This window comes from Dolichospermum sp. DET69, assembly GCA_017355425.1.
Taxonomy (GTDB): domain Bacteria; phylum Cyanobacteriota; class Cyanobacteriia; order Cyanobacteriales; family Nostocaceae; genus Dolichospermum.
Window position 1 is genome coordinate 4,770,653 of record CP070233.1, and the last position, 15,964, is coordinate 4,786,616.

Genomic DNA, 15,964 nt, shown 5'->3' on the forward strand with positions numbered 1-15,964 from the left:
CAATTTGCACTTCCAATAAACCCGGCGAATAGCATCACTCTAAAGGTACACAGCATGGTCATTCGGAACGAGATAACCTCTCGCTTGCTCTCAGGTGATCGAATACCTGAGTAGGTGCTAACCGTATGCAACGAGAAGGTGAGATTAAATCAAAAGCGAATGTCTGGGGTAATGCCCAGAATATGCTGACAGATTTACGGTGATTTGGATGATAAAGTCCCAAGTAGTGAGTATATATGTCTAATACACAGTCTCAACAACTGATGGTGGAATGGCACTCTATTAACTGGCGCAAGCTAGAACGTAGCGTGTATAAGCTCCAAAAGAGAATTTATCAAGCCTCCGCCCGTGGTGATGTAAAAGCATATCGCAGACTCCAAAAGACGCTGATGAAGTCATGGTCAGCAAGAGCTTTAGCGGTTCGTAGAGTCACCCAGGATAACCAAGGGAAAAAGACGGCTGGTGTAGATGGCGTTAAATCGCTGACTCCAAAACAGCGTCTAGAACTCACTGGAAATCTAAACCTGGGGTCAAAGGTCAGTCCAACTAGACGGGTATGGATTCCTAAGCCTGGAACGGAAGAGAAACGACCTTTGGGAATACCTACAATGAAAGACCGAGCCTTGCAAGCACTTGTCAAACTGGTATTAGAGCCAGAATGGGAAGCGCGATTTGAGCCTAACTCTTATGGGTTCAGAGCCGGACGCTCATGCCATGATGCAATAGGGGCAATATTTAACGCTATCAACGGGAAACCAAAATATGTTCTCGATGCCGATATTGCCAAATGTTTTGACCGCATCAACCAGGAAAAACTGCTAATAAAATTGAATACATCCCCCACCATCCGCAGACAAATTCGCGCATGGTTAAAAGCGGGAGTGATGGACGGTAAGCAGTTGTTTCCAACATCTGAGGGTACGCCACAGGGCGGGGTAATTTCCCCATTACTGGCAAATATTGCCCTCCACGGGATGGAAGAACGGATTAAGCAATATACAGAAACGCTGGAAGGAAGGAAGCAGCATAATTATCAAAGCCTCAGCTTAATCAGATATGCCGATGACTTTGTTATTCTCCACAAAGACATAACCGTTGTCCAAAGATGCAAAGAGATAATCTCTGAATGGTTACAAGGCATGGGTTTGGAATTAAAGCCTAGTAAAACGAGACTTACTCACACCCTCCATCAGTATGAGCAAGAAAAACCAGGGTTCGACTTCCTTGGTTTTACGATACAACAATTTCCAGTAGGAAAGTATCACTCGAAGCAGGGCTTTAAAACAATCATCACCCCAAGCAAGCAGAAGCAAAAGGTACACTACGACCAAATCGCCAGTGTTATTGAAGCTCATAAGGCAGCACCGCAAGCGGCGCTAATCAGCCGTTTAAACCCAATAATTAGGGGATGGGCAAATTACTACGCGACTGTGGTAAGTAAGGTGACTTACTCAGATATTGACCACCTTATTTACCAAAAGTTAAACGCTTGGGCAAAACACCGTCACCCCAAAAAGAACGGGAAATGGGTGTCAAAAAGGTATTGGCAATCCATAGACGGTGATAACTGGGTATTCGCAACCAGGAAGGAAGGTTCAACCTCACTTCGGTTACTAAATCATGCCGACACGCCAATAGTGCGTCATGTGAAAGTCAAAGGCGAATCGTCACCATACGACGGAAATCTGGTTTACTGGAGTACAAGAATGGGTAATAACCCAGAAATGCCAACCAGAGTATCAAAACTCCTGAAAAAGCAAAAAGGGAAATGTACCCACTGTGAAATGTTTTTCCGTGAAGACGATGTAATGGAAGTTGACCATATCATCCCAAAATCAAAAGGTGGAAAGGATGAGTATAAAAATCTTCAACTTTTACACAGACATTGCCACGATACAAAGACAGCCAATAATGGCAGTCCTGGCACAAAAATCCGGCTGCAATAGTGCCGAGCCTAAGCCCACCAGAAAACTTGAAAAAGTCGAAGGAAAATGGGTAATGAGGTGTGCATGACAAGCACCAAATCATTGAGGAGCCGTGTGAAGGGAAACTTTCATGCACGGTTTTGAAGACCAACGGGGTTGGTGACAACCTCGTTGAGTTTAATATTTCTAGCTATTATTTAGCTGATGAAATTAAGGGTGTTTATAGAGGGATGATGATTGCGATTCCTCCCCAAGAGTGGCGTGTTTTTCAGAACATCACCTTCACTGAATTATCGCAAATTCTCAAACATCTGGCAGGTCAAGTCAAACTGAGAGCTTTTCGCCGTCATCCACGGGGTCCTAAAACAGCTCAACCAAAACGAACTTACCTGAAGAACAAGCCTCATGTCTCAACTGCTAAGATTCTAGCTCAAAGAACACAGAAAATTAACACACCTTGAAAGGGCTAGTCCTAGAGTAGATGACATACCCGTACTACTCACACAAATAGAACGGTTAACTGTAACTCTTGCTAATTCCATTGAACCCGATTCTCTCACCAACTGGTTAAACCCTCGCCATACGCCGCAACTCACCTCGCCAAACTCAACTCCCCAAATTCACGCTCTGTGACCACGCCCAAAAACCTCGCCACAGTTTCAGCGATCGCACCAAGGAATTAATATTTTCCCAATTTCCGATTATGCTCTCAAATAACTACAAAAACAATGTCCGCGCATAATTTAAAACCTTGGATACCGTTTTATCAAGATGTCATTGACGGTCGCAAGACTTTTGAACGGGAGCAGTAGACCTATACAGTGTATGCTTATTGGTAGACTAGCTGTAGATACTAAATGGGAAACATAGGGTATAGAGTCTGGCTTATTAAAAAATGCTATTCTTCGTGTTTTATCACTATCCAAAATAGCGGATGTTAGATGTATTTTTGTTCACGCTAGTTCACGGTAAATGAAAGTTTTTCTAAGTTTATTTTCATTCATTAAATGAGAAAATATAACCGCGATTGGTTAAAGTTAAAACTGATCTTTTCCATTTAACCCCACCCTTTAGTACTCTATTATTAGTATCAATCTCGATACCACTAATGATGTAGTCCCGTAGTAGAACATTGTTTTCGACAAGCACTTTTTGTTGACCAGGCTTTATGATAAAATGATGATCTAAACCTGTATCAGCCTCTATTTGTACATTAATCATTTGATTAGTATTGTTATTGACATAAATATTGCCTGACGTAGGATCAACATTCCGTAATCCTTCTCTAACAGCAGAGTTTTGGTTAGTTGGATCAATATTAGTCAAACCATGATTTACAGAGTCAACTGCATCACTAAAGAATCCTGCTTGAGCAGATTTTGAAAAGGAAAGTGATAAACCTGAAACCAAACATGAAACAAAAATCAGAGTCGAAAACTTGTTAACTTTCATAGGATCTACTTCTCAGAATATTGTGATGAAAAACTTTCTAAATTCCAACATTTTTGAATTTAATATATAGGTAAACTGATAAAAAGTCAGATACTCTTAATATCATTTATAATCACCTATCTGCTAAGATTAAATTGCTTTCAGCCGATTGAAATTGATTTTGCTATCGACAATTAATTTGGGTAAAGTAAGAGTCTGCTGGTTGACTTGTCCATACTTTAGGTTTTGAATTAACGGAATTTGGGGAATCTGTAAGACTAAGAATCCATGCTTGAACTCTTGTACTCCTGTCGCCGTCAAGTATTTTCCAATAGCTAGATCCAGAAGATCCCTTTTTGTTACAATAGCTATTTGCAATGATATCTCTGGCTTTTTCTGAGCAACTAAGGACATTTGAAGTCCCTCCATTTGATGTATCTACAACATTAGAATAATAATAAGCACAACTACCTACATTCCTATTATCAAAATTGGGCAAATTTAAATTTGATTTATAACCACTCGGTGGTTCTGGCATACTTGGTGGAGCAACATTCCTGAATCCGTCTCTAATAGAGTGAACTTGATTACTAAAGAATCCTGCTTGAGCAGATTTTGAAAAAGAAAGTGAAAGACCTGAAACCAAACATGATACTAAAATCAGAGTCGAAAACTTCTTAACTTTCATAGGATATACTTCTCAGAATATTGTGATGAAAAAGTTTTAATTTCACACACAAGTAAACTGATAAAAAGTTAGATACTCTTAATATCATTTTATTACCTGTCAGCTAAAATTAAATGACTGAAACTCATATACAAACATACTCGATAAAATTCCAAAAGTAAAGTATTTATTCATGAATATTGTGTATGTTTTTTCTATCGAAATCGTGGGAGAATATACTTACTTTTCATCAAAAATAAATGCGAAATATACTTACTTTTGAAAATCTTAAAAACTTTTTCATAAATAAGTCTAGATAAATCTACACCTATACAATCTTGTTGCTAAGAACGAAGACTCACGCTACAAATACCTAACTGTCATAACCAGAAGGAGAACGGTGATATACTCAATACCTTAGCTAATTTTTTAGAACGCCCGCAGAATGCAGGTTTTGGGCTATCGGTTTAAACCTCCATTCAAAAGCCTGAAACCCTTTCTGTCTATGTAATTTAGCTTTTTTGTCTAGCTCTAACCCTCTAATTTTGGCGAAGGTATTGTTATAGGATCAATTTTTCTGTGGAGTTCTCTAAGCACTCTGGACAATTTAAAAATAACGTTATTGGTTAAACGAATATTCAAACTTTCTAAAATCCATTTGTTCAATTGCAGCTTCAAAAGCTTTGATTTTATCAGGGTCATCACAGTGACCCCAAAAAACAGATTGACAGCCTTTGACACCTTCTATAGGCTGCTTCAAAAGCTTTATCCTATCCATTTTATAAGCATAGCCACCTTGGCATGGGGTTGTAGCGTTAGGAAAATGTCCTAACTACCATACCAGCTAGTCAATTAGAATGAAATAGCCCTGCAAAGAGAAGCGCACAAAATCAGCGACAATTAATACGAGTAAAGAACCAATCAGCTGTACCAGATCTCCATTCCCGCGTATCGTCTGCTTTTTCATAAAGTGTCCACGAAACACGTCTATTGTCTACTGTACCTTGAGTCACAGAATAATTTATTGCCGTAGATCCTGAACCTACTTTCCGACAATAGGCGCTTGCAATATCATTTCTTTTGCCTTCACAATCTCGACTCTCGTCATCGTTGCCGTAATAGTAACAAAGAGAAATGTTTCTGCCCTTAAAGTTTGGCCAACTGGATTCAAATGGGAGAGCTGCGTTTGCAGGAGAAGCAAGCACTAAACTGAATGCACTAACTCCAAGCATTGAAATTAAACTAACAAAGCTTAAATTGAAACCTACTATAGCAATATTTTTCTTTGACATTTTTTTGACTCCAGTTAAAGTTGAATTGGCGGTATACACAAAACTGTAGCCCCATATACTATGACCCTCACTGACAAGGTAGGAGCAATTAATAAATTTGTCAGTTGCGTTAATTTGGGGTAAATATAGCGAGCGTGTTACCAGACGCAAGTAGTACAAAACCTCAGTTTGTAGTGAACCTACTCTAATCGTCTTAAAGTCAGCTCTATTACGTCTCGCAAAGTCCAACCGATAAACACCTGAGATGTATTTAGCGAAAAGGATAGACCTAAAAAGTGAGATACTTAAACCGCGAGTTCAAATCTGAAGTGCATCACTCTGTGTAGTTAGAATATGGTAAGCATATCAACTCTTTTGTACTTTCAAACGGAAGGTTTTTTTTGTTAACGCAGTCGCTTAAAAACTGTACATTGGCATTGGTCTGTCGAGATGCAATTTGCTCCCACGAAAGACGTTCAATCGGCATATTCAAACCGTAATATTGATTGAGCTCTGTACAGACACCTTCCATGCTGGGCAATTCCATGCATTGAGAATTCTCATTGATACGTTGCTGCAATCGATTTTTAAGCTCGTTCGCTTGTGCAGTGCCAATACGAACTTGCCGATTCATCCAGCGATCTGTAGCGGCTCCAAAGGCTCTTACACCAGAAGTAGTATCCAATACTTCGCGCGGATTGGTTTGTGTTGGATCACAGCCACCATGCACACAGTTCTTCAATTCATGGCGAACAGAGTCCACGGTATTACTCCAAAAGCCAGCACGAGCAGGAAACTGTAGCACTGTCAGCGAACTCGAAACTAAGACTGCTGTCGTGAGACCAAACATCATACGATGTTTGCTTGGGTTCATAAAAAGTTCCTCAAATCTAAATCGGAAATAGGTCTAGAGAGACGAAACGTGACTGAAATTAGCTTTATACAACTTTAGTTTCTGTGTATCTGATTCGACAGTCGGTAAAAGGGCTGTAAAAAGTCATTACTATAAAGAGGGCTAGTTCATGGCTTTGAATTGATGAGATTAAGTTTTTGATTGTCGATTGGTTAGTGGCGAATTGCACTTCTGGCAGTTCTTCCAGTTTGGTAGCCGAATTGCTCTGAAGAGAAACCAGAGGATGTTGTAAGATTGCAAGCTTCAAAAAGATTGGGAGCATTACCAACAAAGCGACAATAAGCAGCTTTACCATTTACTAATCTAAAACCTCTGGGAAGAGAATCGTATCCCTGATCAACACCACTTATTGATCTAAAGGAAAATTGATTTGCAGAAGACCATCTACCATTCCTGCTACCCAGAACACAAGCAATAAAAATATTTGGAGAGTCGCCAATAAATCGGCAATAATCCTTCACGCCATCACCATTTGCATCAATAAACTCTTTGGGTAGGTTATCATAACCTAAATCTATTCCAGCAGATTTCAAAGGATTAGAATAATAGGGTCCGCCAATCTCACTACCTGACGATTCATGGATACAGTTGCCCGTAAAGTCCAAAAAACCACAGTGATTTGCTTCTGCCTTATTTGCGAAAACAGAAGAAAGAATAACCGCAGTGAAAAGTGTTGTTGCTGACACCCATCGTATTAAGCAGCTTCGTGTTTTTTGAGATTTATTTAAACTCATAAATTGAGACTTCTAGTGTAACTATATGTTTGAACTGAATTCCATCTAATCTCCATACACCTGCCTTGTCAAGCGGATAAGGTATTGAGCCGAGATAGAAGTAAAAACCTGCAAGATGGTCTGGAAAGCGTTGCTATATTACTTGGGCTGTCATTTTTTACCTTAATTTATCTCTCACTTGTGCAAGTGTAATCAATAAAATATTGATTGGCAAGTGAAAAATAAAGATAATTAAATTCTTCTAAAAATGAAGTTTTCGTAATGAATATTAAGACTAAAAACCCTTGTAGGATAGCGTATCTATTGCCAATTAAATATATTTTTGCTACGAGCTATATAGCTTATTTGTCTCTCACTAAGCTGATAAGCGAAACGCCTCTCAACAATTAAGAGGCGTTTTAAATGAAGAACAGGGAAACGGGGAAACAGTTTTGGGTAAGTTTCCCGTTTAGTGGTAAATTGGAACTATAAAAAAGCGGCGGAATTTATCGCCGCTTTGCTGTGCTTATATATCCTTCTACATTCTATCCTTGTTAGTTTGAATGGCGAAAATTGGGCGTTAATCTACCTTGACAGCAATATATTTATTAATGTGACTTGAACCATAATTTGAGCCAAATTGTGAACCATAACATGAGCCATAAGTAACGCCAAATTAAGCTTTTCGAGCAATAGCAATATAAAACTTTGCATCAAATAATGAGCCAGAGTTGATTTTTTGCACCATAAAATAAACCTGAGTTTTAAAAACTCTGTCTAACAAAAATAGAAGTAAATAACCCTCAATCAACAGGAGAATTATCAACTTTAATACTAAGATATGGTTCAAAGTAACCATGTTATGCTTCAGAAACATTAGTAATCAGCAATCTCGTCTTATGTAGTAGCAATCCAAAAGTGTTGCTAGATAAAGGAAAACACACGCTTATCATCTATTATTGCAATGAATCGCTCTCAAAAAACAATGGGATTTCCATAACGCATATTAAGCGATGATTCCGCACAACAACATTTCCATGTAATACACCGTTAATTTGACGTTTTTCCGTGTATTACATGGATAAGATTAGTTCTCTACTTTAAAGAGAAGAGAAGCATAAAATGAGCTTTTAGCTCACTTTATGGTGCAAGTCACAATTAACGCCAACTCCATTGGATTGTTTAATGGTTTTGTTTTGCATAGTCCCCTTGTAACCTAACCAGGGAAGAAGAAGATTGAATCTACTTACAGCCGTATCTTTCATACCTTTAAAACTAATTCCCAGTGATTTAAAATACTCAAAATTATCTTTAATTTTGGTATCTATACCTTTAATTTCTAGTTGCTCTTGCCAGTATTCCTCACCATTTAAAATATTTTCAATCCCTAAGAAAGTGATCACCTCTTCAGATGTTTTAGGTCTAACCCACATTCCGCACCCTGGGGTGTCACATAGTATTATCACTTGATTTTTGGATACAAATTATGCCTTGTCGGCATCATGTATGCGTTAATTCATTGAGATTCGGTATATAATACATCCTCATTTCATCATAAAAAACAGTAAAAACCGATTGTGACAGTTGAGGGTGCGGAAGATAGGGTCTAAATGGTTCTTTTAGGGGTCAAGCCGGGATAAGGGTAAAATGGGACACGATGTAAATAAATGTTTCAGAATGTGCTTTATTGATTTACTAATTTCTTCATAAATGATAGAGGAGCAATTGAAATTTTGCAGAGCAAAATCTACTTTTTATACCTTTAGTACATTAAAATTTTCCGTTAATGATTATTTTTAGTGCTACTCCCAAATTGGGAAAGTATTAAAACAATGAGTAAAGAACGAAAAATCAATGGTTTTGAGCATTGCGTTTACAAAACTTTACATCGTGTCCCATTTTAGCCTTATCCCGGCTTGACCCCTACTTCAACCCAACCTACAAGATCGGCGATCGCACTCAAGAAGGTTTTACGTAAATCTTTCTCTCTCCAATAGATAAAATTTTGACAAGGCGACAGCATCAAAAGCTTTGTGGGATTTGCGTTTCATGGAATCTTGATTTTGTCAATGATTGTTAAGATGCGCTTAACTTGGGTAGATAATCAGTACCGAAGGGTGCCATGATCGTTCCAGATTCTTCCTAATCTTAGTTGAGAGCGAATTACTGCGCCATTACCGTTATCACATGAAGCACTTAATACATTTCCTTGAATAGACAAATCTCTACAGCTTAACTGGAAGCTACTAGAGTTAGTATTTGGATCTTCTTGTAGTGTTCCATTACGGTTCCAGATGCCTCTTAGACCTATGGAAGTCGGAACATAAGAACCGCCTCCTCTATCACATTCGGCACTCAAAATGTTTGAATTAATAGAGATATTCCTACAAGTCAAGTGGGAGCTGCTAGAGTTAGGATTCTGAGGGGGATGAGCGGATTTCAAAGGATTAGAATAATAGGGTCCGCCAATCTCACTACCTGACGATTCATGGATACAGTTGCCCGTAAAGTCCAAAAAACCACAGTGATTTGCTTCTGCCTTATTTGCGAAAACAGAAGAAAGAATAACCGCAGTTAAAAGTGTTGTTGCTGACACCCATCGTATTAAGCAGCTTCGTGTTCTTTGAGATTTATTTAAACTCATAAATTGAGACTTCTAGTGTAACTATATGTTTGAACTGAATTCAATCTAATCTCCATACACCTGACTTGTCAGGCGGATAAGGTATTGAGCCGAGATAGAAGTAAAAACCTGCAAGATGGTCTGGAAAGCGTTGCTATATTACTTGGGCTGTCATTTTTTACCTTAATTTATCTCTCACCTGTGCAAGTGTAATCAATAAAATATTGATTGGCAAGTGAAAAATAAAGATAATTAAATTCTTCTAAAAATGAAGTTTTCGTAATGAATATTAAGACTAGAAACCCTTGTAGGATAGCGTATCTATTGCCAATTAGATATATTTTTGCTACGATAAATACAACTTATTTGTCTCTCACTAAGCTGATAAGCGAAACGCCTCTCAACAATTAAGAGGCGTTTTAAATGAAGAACAGGGAAACGGGGTAGATATAGCGAGCGTGTCATGAGAGGCAAGATAGACTGAAAGTATTACTGCATATACTTTTCAGTTATCGTTTCCGATAAAATCATCTAGACCTAATTCGCACTTATCAGCCAAAATAACCACAAGGATGGAACGAAAGAATAAAGGTTTTAGCCATGTTCTGTCATAAGTAATGAGACAAAATTAATTACACAAACATTTGGACTGAAATCCTTAATGGGCAAAGGATTGGTAAATAAATAATATGTAATTAATTCTGTCCAGGTACTTACTACAAACTGAGGTTTTGTACTACTTGCCTCTGGTAACACGCTCGCTATATTTACCCCCATAAGCTTTATTTATTAAAAAATTTTACGTAAATATGCTGCTGTTAAACCTCATACTAAATATTAAAGTATTTGATGAAGCAATATTCATATCCTCAACTTCAATGAAAGCAAAGATCGTCTTGAGAAGCATTACAACAGCAGGATTAGTATTCTTAAGTATTGGCTTCAATTTTGGAGTATTTCAGTCACCAGCTAATGCAAAAGATTTGTGCGAAAGGGCTGGTATTTGCGCTTCTCCTCCAGAACGACCTACCAAATCCTCTATTGTCAAAAGACTGTCTGGCAATTTCCGTGGAACAGGAGGACAACAGGAAGCAATCATACACGATCTGGGGCGTAACAGAATACAGATTCTTGTCGATGGTGTCGTGTGGTTTGATTCAGGAGATGGAGAATTTAATTTCAGTAGTACACGCGGAAGATGTCTCACTGGTCTATTTTCAGGGAGCGGAAGGACGGATATTACCTGTATGTATGACTATGGCAACTCTAACGTAGGTTTTGTTGTTTTTACCTCTAATGGACGTGGTTTCAGTTTGAATCCGTGGTGGACGAGTGGAGCAGGTAATATGAATCCTGACATGATTGGCGAGATAGTCGCTGGGGACTTTGCTCGAACTGGTGCGACAGGACTTAGATTTTCATATAAATATCCTGAAAATACTGGTTATATTACTATGGCATCCAATGGTTCAAGTTTTAAAGTGCAGAAAATTGATCGATAAATTGAATATTTATTGCCAAAAAATTTGCTTGTAAGCACTAATTAGATTGATGTTTGGCTGTCAGGAATCATTTGTAGATTCTCTAGGATAGCTAGTTCTGAAGTTTCAAAACATTAAAGTCTGAAGATAAACGGATAAAAAATGAACAATAAAAAATTAAATTGCTTGCTTCCCATTGTAGGATTGGTATTGGCTCTTACACCAGTTTTAGAAGCTTCAGCCCAAAACAAGACACAATACTACGAAAGCGTTGCTGCTTCTTGTAAGGCAACGCTTAACTCTACAGGGCGTGCTTCTCTGTAGTCAGATATCCGAAATGCCGCTACCAACGATGCAGGAAACACCAGTAGTGACACTTATTACAAACGAGCGACCGAACATTGTGAGTACAATCTGAGAGGTGAGAAACCTTTATGGGAGCAGATCAGGTTAAATGCGATCGCTTCTCTACCAATTTCCAACCAACCTTATTACCAAAAGAGAATTGCTGCTCATTGTGAGTGGCTCCTAAGTAATACGGGGCGTGCAGACTGGTGGCGTTTAATTCGAGATTCCGCCATTAATGATGCAAATAATACTACTAGTGAGTATTATTACAGGAGAATTGGTGAACACTGTTCTTATCTCCTCAACCAAAGAAAGAAGCCTGAAGATTGGAATCTAATTGAGAAATCTGCAAGGTTAGATTCGTTTAATCAGTAACACGATGATTTTATGCGATACCTACGGCGGTAAACTACACACTGGCAATAGTCCCAATCGCACATCTGAATTTTTCGATTAATCGGTGGTTCAATCGCACAGACTTGACAAAAGCTGATTGCAGAATAATCTGACATAGAAAAAGTTAGAAGAATCTGCAATTTTTCTGGTAAACACTTAATACAAGGAAGGATTTGACTATGAACTTGAGTTTGGACTAACTGGCATTTAGCAGCAATGAAAAGAAGGCAAGAGAAAATTACCCAACATCCTTGAGAGGCCCAGTGTTGTTGAATCGTCGAAAAAGAAGCAGAAACTAAGCAGCAGTTAGGTCAGCGTTCTTAAGTGTTTCTTCTGATTTAGGTTTTTTAGATGGGTGTTTTTTGACAGTAGGATAACGGGGACGTGGAGGTGGCTGATGTCCTTGGGGGCGACCAGGTGATTTACCGCGAGTTTTGGGGGGTTGGGCAGGAGTGCCAATAACAGCTAAAATTAGAGGAAAAGCTTGTGCTACACGCCCTGGAGATAGTGTATCCTGAGTTGATTGCCAAGGCAATGGGGAGTCGATGCAGGCAGATATAGCTAACCATAGTTGCCAAGTTAACAGGGGCATTAGGTCACTCCATCGTTCTGCTGCCCGAGTTGAGCTAAGTTGAGGCTGTGTCCAATGTAACCTTTGCTTCGCAAAACGATACCAATGTTCTAGAGTAAAACGGCGTAAATATTTGTGCCAGAGATCCTCTAATGCAGGCATTGTCTGACCCAACCAAGCCAGCCATAAGGGTTGAAACTGACGATTGCGTCCGACTGGTTGGAGTATCTCGACGCGGATGATTTCCATTGCCCGGTTTGGGGATTGAAGGAAATGAAATCCACTCCAACGCATGACTTTCACCTTTCCAACTTTCGGGTCTTCCACTTCTAAAGTTTCAGTTGCCTCTGGCCAAGTTTCCGGGTCATTGAACTTAAACTTATGACCATGCTTACGAGGTGCGCCTCGTCCTTTATAAGTATCGGGTATACCCCATACACATCTGTTGGATGCTAACCGCAATAATAGGTCTGCCTCAATCTTCTCCGTGGCTTGCACAAATTTGGCATTACCATAGCCTCGGTCATAGGCTGCAAGGGGTCTTTTTCCTAACTCACGAGTGACTTGTAAGAGTTGAAATGCAGCTTTACTTACTGGCGTTTCAAAGCTAGTGATTCGTTCATGTTTCAACGGTAATGCCCAACTCCCATCCTTCTCTGGTATCCAGGCTAATGTACTATAACTTTGTCCGATACCTATGCTCCCTCTGGAGTCTCCATGAAATGTTCTTTCTTTTAGTATCTTTGCTTCTGGTCGTCCCCAAAAGCTATTATCTCCTGCCAGAAATGGCTGTTCATCCGTCTTTACCTCTTGTACCACTAGTTTCATTAGTTTCCTTTTCGGTGGACGACTATCATGCAGTGCTGCATAAGTACTTGACCATTGCCGTCTAAATACTGGACTTTGTGACAAGCTTACAAATGATGTGATACTTGGACTTGTCAATACTGCATCCATCAATTCAAATACTGCATCTCTGGCCTTCCCCAACGAATCATAGATACTTTGGCGAAATTTTTCTAGTTGTGTCAGGATCATCATGTCAATGATTTATTACTTTCATTGACTTTACGCCAGTCAGTGTTACTGCTGACTGCTTTTCTCTAGCTTTTTAGTCCAAAGTCCAGTTCCTATTGGTGGACAACAAACTAATTCTCAATATCAATTTACATTACAAAGTTTAAATATAGAAGAATTGCGAGAATATTTACCAAAGTTATTAAATAGAATTAGAGTGATACCGGGTTTGCGAAGTGTGGATAGTGATTTGCAACTTAGCACTCCTCAAATACAAGTTCAGGTTGATCATGCGAAAGCTGCAACTTTAGGGATTACAGCCGCACAAGTACAAAAAACTCTTAGTTATGCTTATGGTTCTAGTCAGGTTTCTACTATTTATAGTCCGAATAATCAATTTTATGTAATTTTAGAATTAACGCCAGAATATCAACGTGATCCAAATGCTTTAGCTATGCTTTATGTGCGCTCAAATAATGGTAAATTAATTCCTTTGAGTGCGATCGCTAATATAATCCAAACAGTTGCACCTTTGACTGTTAATCACCTATCTCAACTGCCTTCTGCAACTATATCTTTTGATACTTTACCTGAATTTTCTTTAAATCAAGCAACAGCAGCTATTCAGAAACTGGCCGAAGAAATTCTTCCTGCCACAATTACAACTAATTTTCAAGGTTCGGCACAGGTTTTTAATCAGTCTTTTGGAGATTTAGGTTGGTTATTACTAATATCTATTGTGGTAATTTATCTAATTCTAGGGATTCTTTATGAAGATTTTATTCACCCAATTACTATTCTTTCTGGTTTACCTGCGGCGGGTTTTGGTGCATTATTAACACTATATATTTTTCAGGTGGAATTAAATCTTTACTCGTTTATTGGCATTATTTTACTAGTGGGTATTGTGAAGAAAAATGGAATTATGTTGGTAGATTTTGCCATTGAATCCCAGCGTCAATCAGGAAAAACCCCAGTAATGGCAATTTATCAAGCTTGTTTAGTACGTTTTCGTCCCATTATGATGACAACTATGGCGGCGTTAATTGGAACTTTACCAATTGCTTTAGGAACGGGAACAGGTTCAGAAGCGCGTCGTCCCTTGGGAATTGCGATTGTTGGCGGTTTGTTATTTTCGCAAATTTTGACTTTGTATTTAACGCCAGTTTTTTATACCTATATGGAATCATTGAGAAAGAAACTAAATCGCCAAAACAAAAATAATCGGAATGGCTACTCCAAATTGAGAGCAGCAAGTCCTAATTCTCAAAACATCAATAGTGTGGATATAAATTAGCAGTTAAATTTGTGGTAATTCTAAGGGGATACTACCTAGAAGTCCTTTCCGAAAATCAGTGATCATTTGTCTGGCTGTGCGTTCTATATCACCCTTATAACGATGTTCTGCTAAGGCTTGTAAATAGTCTTCTCCTGTGTGCATGATGGAATCGAGATCATAGCGTTTAAGAAATGGGTGTGGTGGTAATGAATGAGAATGTGTTTTCTGAAGTTCATTAACTATATCTATGAATGCCGCAGCTATGAGTTGATTATCATAAGCCGCTTCACCGATATCATCACAAATAGCTAATTTGATAGCTGCGGCTTGGCTGTCAAGTCTGGCTGGAATGACACCAGGAGCATCTAGTAATTGTAGTTCATCTGAAATTCTTACCCACCGCAGTTGACGGGTAACACCGGGACGGGCTGCGCTTTCTACGACTCGCTTTCCTATCAACCGATTAATTAAAGCTGATTTACCGACATTGGGAAAACCAATCACGACAGCACGAACAGGACGAGGTAACATTCCTCTATCTATACGGCGTTGGTTCAGTTCTATCCCCGCTGCTTGAGCAGCTTTGATAATGGCAGTGATACCTTGACCATGTTGGGCGTTGGTAAAATATGGAAATTCACCTCGATTTTTAAACCACTCTATCCATTGCGATCGCACTTGTGGTAAAACCATATCTACTCGGTTGAGTACCAATATTCGGGCTTTTGTCCCTACCCATTCATTCATTTGTGGGTGATTTGTGGTTATGGGAATACGAATATCTCGCACTTCTAAAACTACATCAACCCGTTTTAGCTGTTCTTTGAGATTTTTCTCAGCTTTGGCAATGTGTCCGGGATACCATTGAATCAGATTTAATTTGTAATTTTGTGTTATTGACATTAGTTATTAGTCATTAGTTATTAGTCATTAGTCATTGGTAATATTTCCCCCTGTTCCCTATTACTTTGATTGATGTAAAATTAAACGGTTGCCGTCGGGGTCATAAGCGTAAATTTCTATTCCGTGGGAAGCTGTGCAAGTCATTCCGGGTGGGGGATAGCCTAAAGATGTTAGGTGAGATATGGCAGTTTCTAAATTATTTACTTCTAAACACAAACTTAGGGGACTTTGGGCATTAGTGACAAATTCCGGTTCATTTGCTGATTTAGGTGTAAAAATACCTAATTTTAACCCAGCAAGTTGAAACTCAGCATAAATATGGGGAATTAATTTATTCGGTTTTTGTTCTAGCAATTGAGTATAGAAACTGACTATATTGTCAAAATTAACTGTGGCTATAGTAACGATTATACTATTATATTGCAT

Annotated in this window: 15 protein-coding genes; 4 read left to right on the plus strand and 11 right to left on the minus strand. The window is 38.8% G+C overall.

The genetic code is table 11. From position 1 onward, the window contains the following. Positions 1-236 precede the first annotated feature (236 nt). A complete protein-coding gene (ltrA, locus tag EZY12_21840) occupies positions 237-1,946 on the plus strand; it encodes a group II intron reverse transcriptase/maturase (GenBank protein QSX67329.1) in 1,710 nt (569 codons plus the stop codon). Positions 1,947-2,065: 119 nt separating this feature from the next. Then, complete coding sequence (locus EZY12_21845; GenBank protein ID QSX67330.1) at positions 2,066-2,386, plus strand: hypothetical protein; 321 nt, start codon at positions 2,066-2,068, stop codon at positions 2,384-2,386. A 535-nt stretch (positions 2,387-2,921) separates the two neighbouring features. Here EZY12_21845 and EZY12_21850 read toward each other — a convergent pair. The 8 genes from EZY12_21850 to EZY12_21885 form a co-directional block, all read right to left on the minus strand. Next, positions 2,922-3,377: a hypothetical protein gene (locus tag EZY12_21850; GenBank protein ID QSX67331.1), complete on the minus strand. Its 456-nt coding sequence runs from the start codon at positions 3,375-3,377 to the stop codon at positions 2,922-2,924. A 163-nt stretch (positions 3,378-3,540) separates the two neighbouring features. Next, entirely contained in the window at positions 3,541-4,044 is a 504-nt protein-coding gene (locus tag EZY12_21855; protein QSX67332.1) for a hypothetical protein, read from the minus strand. Positions 4,045-4,642: 598 nt separating this feature from the next. Next, complete coding sequence (locus tag EZY12_21860; protein ID QSX67333.1) at positions 4,643-4,783, minus strand: hypothetical protein; 141 nt, start codon at positions 4,781-4,783, stop codon at positions 4,643-4,645. A gap of 130 nt (positions 4,784-4,913) precedes the next feature. Then, positions 4,914-5,315 (minus strand): hypothetical protein, encoded by a 402-nt coding sequence (locus EZY12_21865; GenBank protein ID QSX67334.1) that lies wholly within the window; start codon positions 5,313-5,315, stop codon positions 4,914-4,916. Positions 5,316-5,628: 313 nt separating this feature from the next. Further along, positions 5,629-6,168 (minus strand): hypothetical protein, encoded by a 540-nt coding sequence (locus tag EZY12_21870; protein ID QSX67335.1) that lies wholly within the window; start codon positions 6,166-6,168, stop codon positions 5,629-5,631. Positions 6,169-6,359: 191 nt separating this feature from the next. Further along, positions 6,360-6,941, minus strand: coding sequence for a hypothetical protein (locus EZY12_21875; GenBank protein QSX67336.1), 582 nt, complete (start codon positions 6,939-6,941; stop codon positions 6,360-6,362). Between the two features lie 1,109 nt (positions 6,942-8,050). Beyond that, entirely contained in the window at positions 8,051-8,353 is a 303-nt protein-coding gene (locus EZY12_21880; GenBank protein QSX67337.1) for a hypothetical protein, read from the minus strand. Positions 8,354-9,024: 671 nt separating this feature from the next. Further along, the gene (locus EZY12_21885; protein ID QSX67338.1) at positions 9,025-9,279 is read right to left on the minus strand and encodes a hypothetical protein; all 255 of its coding nucleotides are present in this window, start codon (positions 9,277-9,279) and stop codon (positions 9,025-9,027) included. 1,073 nt (positions 9,280-10,352) lie between these two features. On the opposite strand from EZY12_21885, the gene EZY12_21890 reads away from it, so the two are divergent. After that, on the plus strand, positions 10,353-11,045 hold the full coding sequence (locus tag EZY12_21890; protein QSX67339.1) for a hypothetical protein: 693 nt from the start codon (positions 10,353-10,355) through the stop codon (positions 11,043-11,045). A gap of 1,018 nt (positions 11,046-12,063) precedes the next feature. Here EZY12_21890 and EZY12_21895 read toward each other — a convergent pair. Further along, positions 12,064-13,377 carry a transposase gene (locus EZY12_21895; protein QSX70774.1) on the minus strand — a complete coding sequence of 438 codons (1,314 nt, stop codon included), beginning with the start codon at positions 13,375-13,377 and terminating at the stop codon, positions 12,064-12,066. A 55-nt stretch (positions 13,378-13,432) separates the two neighbouring features. Here EZY12_21895 and EZY12_21900 point away from each other — a divergent pair, with 55 nt between their 5' ends. Further along, positions 13,433-14,653, plus strand: coding sequence for an efflux RND transporter permease subunit (locus EZY12_21900; GenBank protein ID QSX70775.1), 1,221 nt, complete (start codon positions 13,433-13,435; stop codon positions 14,651-14,653). Positions 14,654-14,656: 3 nt separating this feature from the next. Here the strand turns inward: EZY12_21900 and ylqF are convergent, their stop codons facing one another. Both ylqF and EZY12_21910 read right to left on the minus strand, forming a co-directional pair. Beyond that, positions 14,657-15,538: a ribosome biogenesis GTPase YlqF gene (gene ylqF / locus EZY12_21905; GenBank protein ID QSX67340.1), complete on the minus strand. Its 882-nt coding sequence runs from the start codon at positions 15,536-15,538 to the stop codon at positions 14,657-14,659. A 60-nt stretch (positions 15,539-15,598) separates the two neighbouring features. Continuing rightward, positions 15,599-15,964 (minus strand): VOC family protein, encoded by a 366-nt coding sequence (locus tag EZY12_21910; protein QSX67341.1) that lies wholly within the window; start codon positions 15,962-15,964, stop codon positions 15,599-15,601.

What these genes read in the sequence shown, in the direction of transcription:
- EZY12_21865 (QSX67334.1), bottom strand. Translation starts at nt 5,315, where the DNA reads ATGTCAAAGAAAAATATTGCTATAGTAGGTTTCAATTTAAGCTTTGTT.
- EZY12_21850 (QSX67331.1), bottom strand. Translation starts at nt 3,377, where the DNA reads ATGAAAGTTAACAAGTTTTCGACTCTGATTTTTGTTTCATGTTTGGTT.
- EZY12_21880 (QSX67337.1), bottom strand. Translation starts at nt 8,353, where the DNA reads ATGTGGGTTAGACCTAAAACATCTGAAGAGGTGATCACTTTCTTAGGG.
- EZY12_21910 (QSX67341.1), bottom strand. Translation starts at nt 15,964, where the DNA reads ATGCAATATAATAGTATAATCGTTACTATAGCCACAGTTAATTTTGAC.
- ylqF (QSX67340.1), bottom strand. Translation starts at nt 15,538, where the DNA reads ATGTCAATAACACAAAATTACAAATTAAATCTGATTCAATGGTATCCC.
- EZY12_21875 (QSX67336.1), bottom strand. Translation starts at nt 6,941, where the DNA reads ATGAGTTTAAATAAATCTCAAAAAACACGAAGCTGCTTAATACGATGG.
- EZY12_21870 (QSX67335.1), bottom strand. Translation starts at nt 6,168, where the DNA reads ATGAACCCAAGCAAACATCGTATGATGTTTGGTCTCACGACAGCAGTC.
- EZY12_21890 (QSX67339.1), top strand. Translation starts at nt 10,353, where the DNA reads ATGCTGCTGTTAAACCTCATACTAAATATTAAAGTATTTGATGAAGCA.
- EZY12_21895 (QSX70774.1), bottom strand. Translation starts at nt 13,377, where the DNA reads ATGATCCTGACACAACTAGAAAAATTTCGCCAAAGTATCTATGATTCG.
- EZY12_21855 (QSX67332.1), bottom strand. Translation starts at nt 4,044, where the DNA reads ATGAAAGTTAAGAAGTTTTCGACTCTGATTTTAGTATCATGTTTGGTT.
- ltrA (QSX67329.1), top strand. Translation starts at nt 237, where the DNA reads ATGTCTAATACACAGTCTCAACAACTGATGGTGGAATGGCACTCTATT.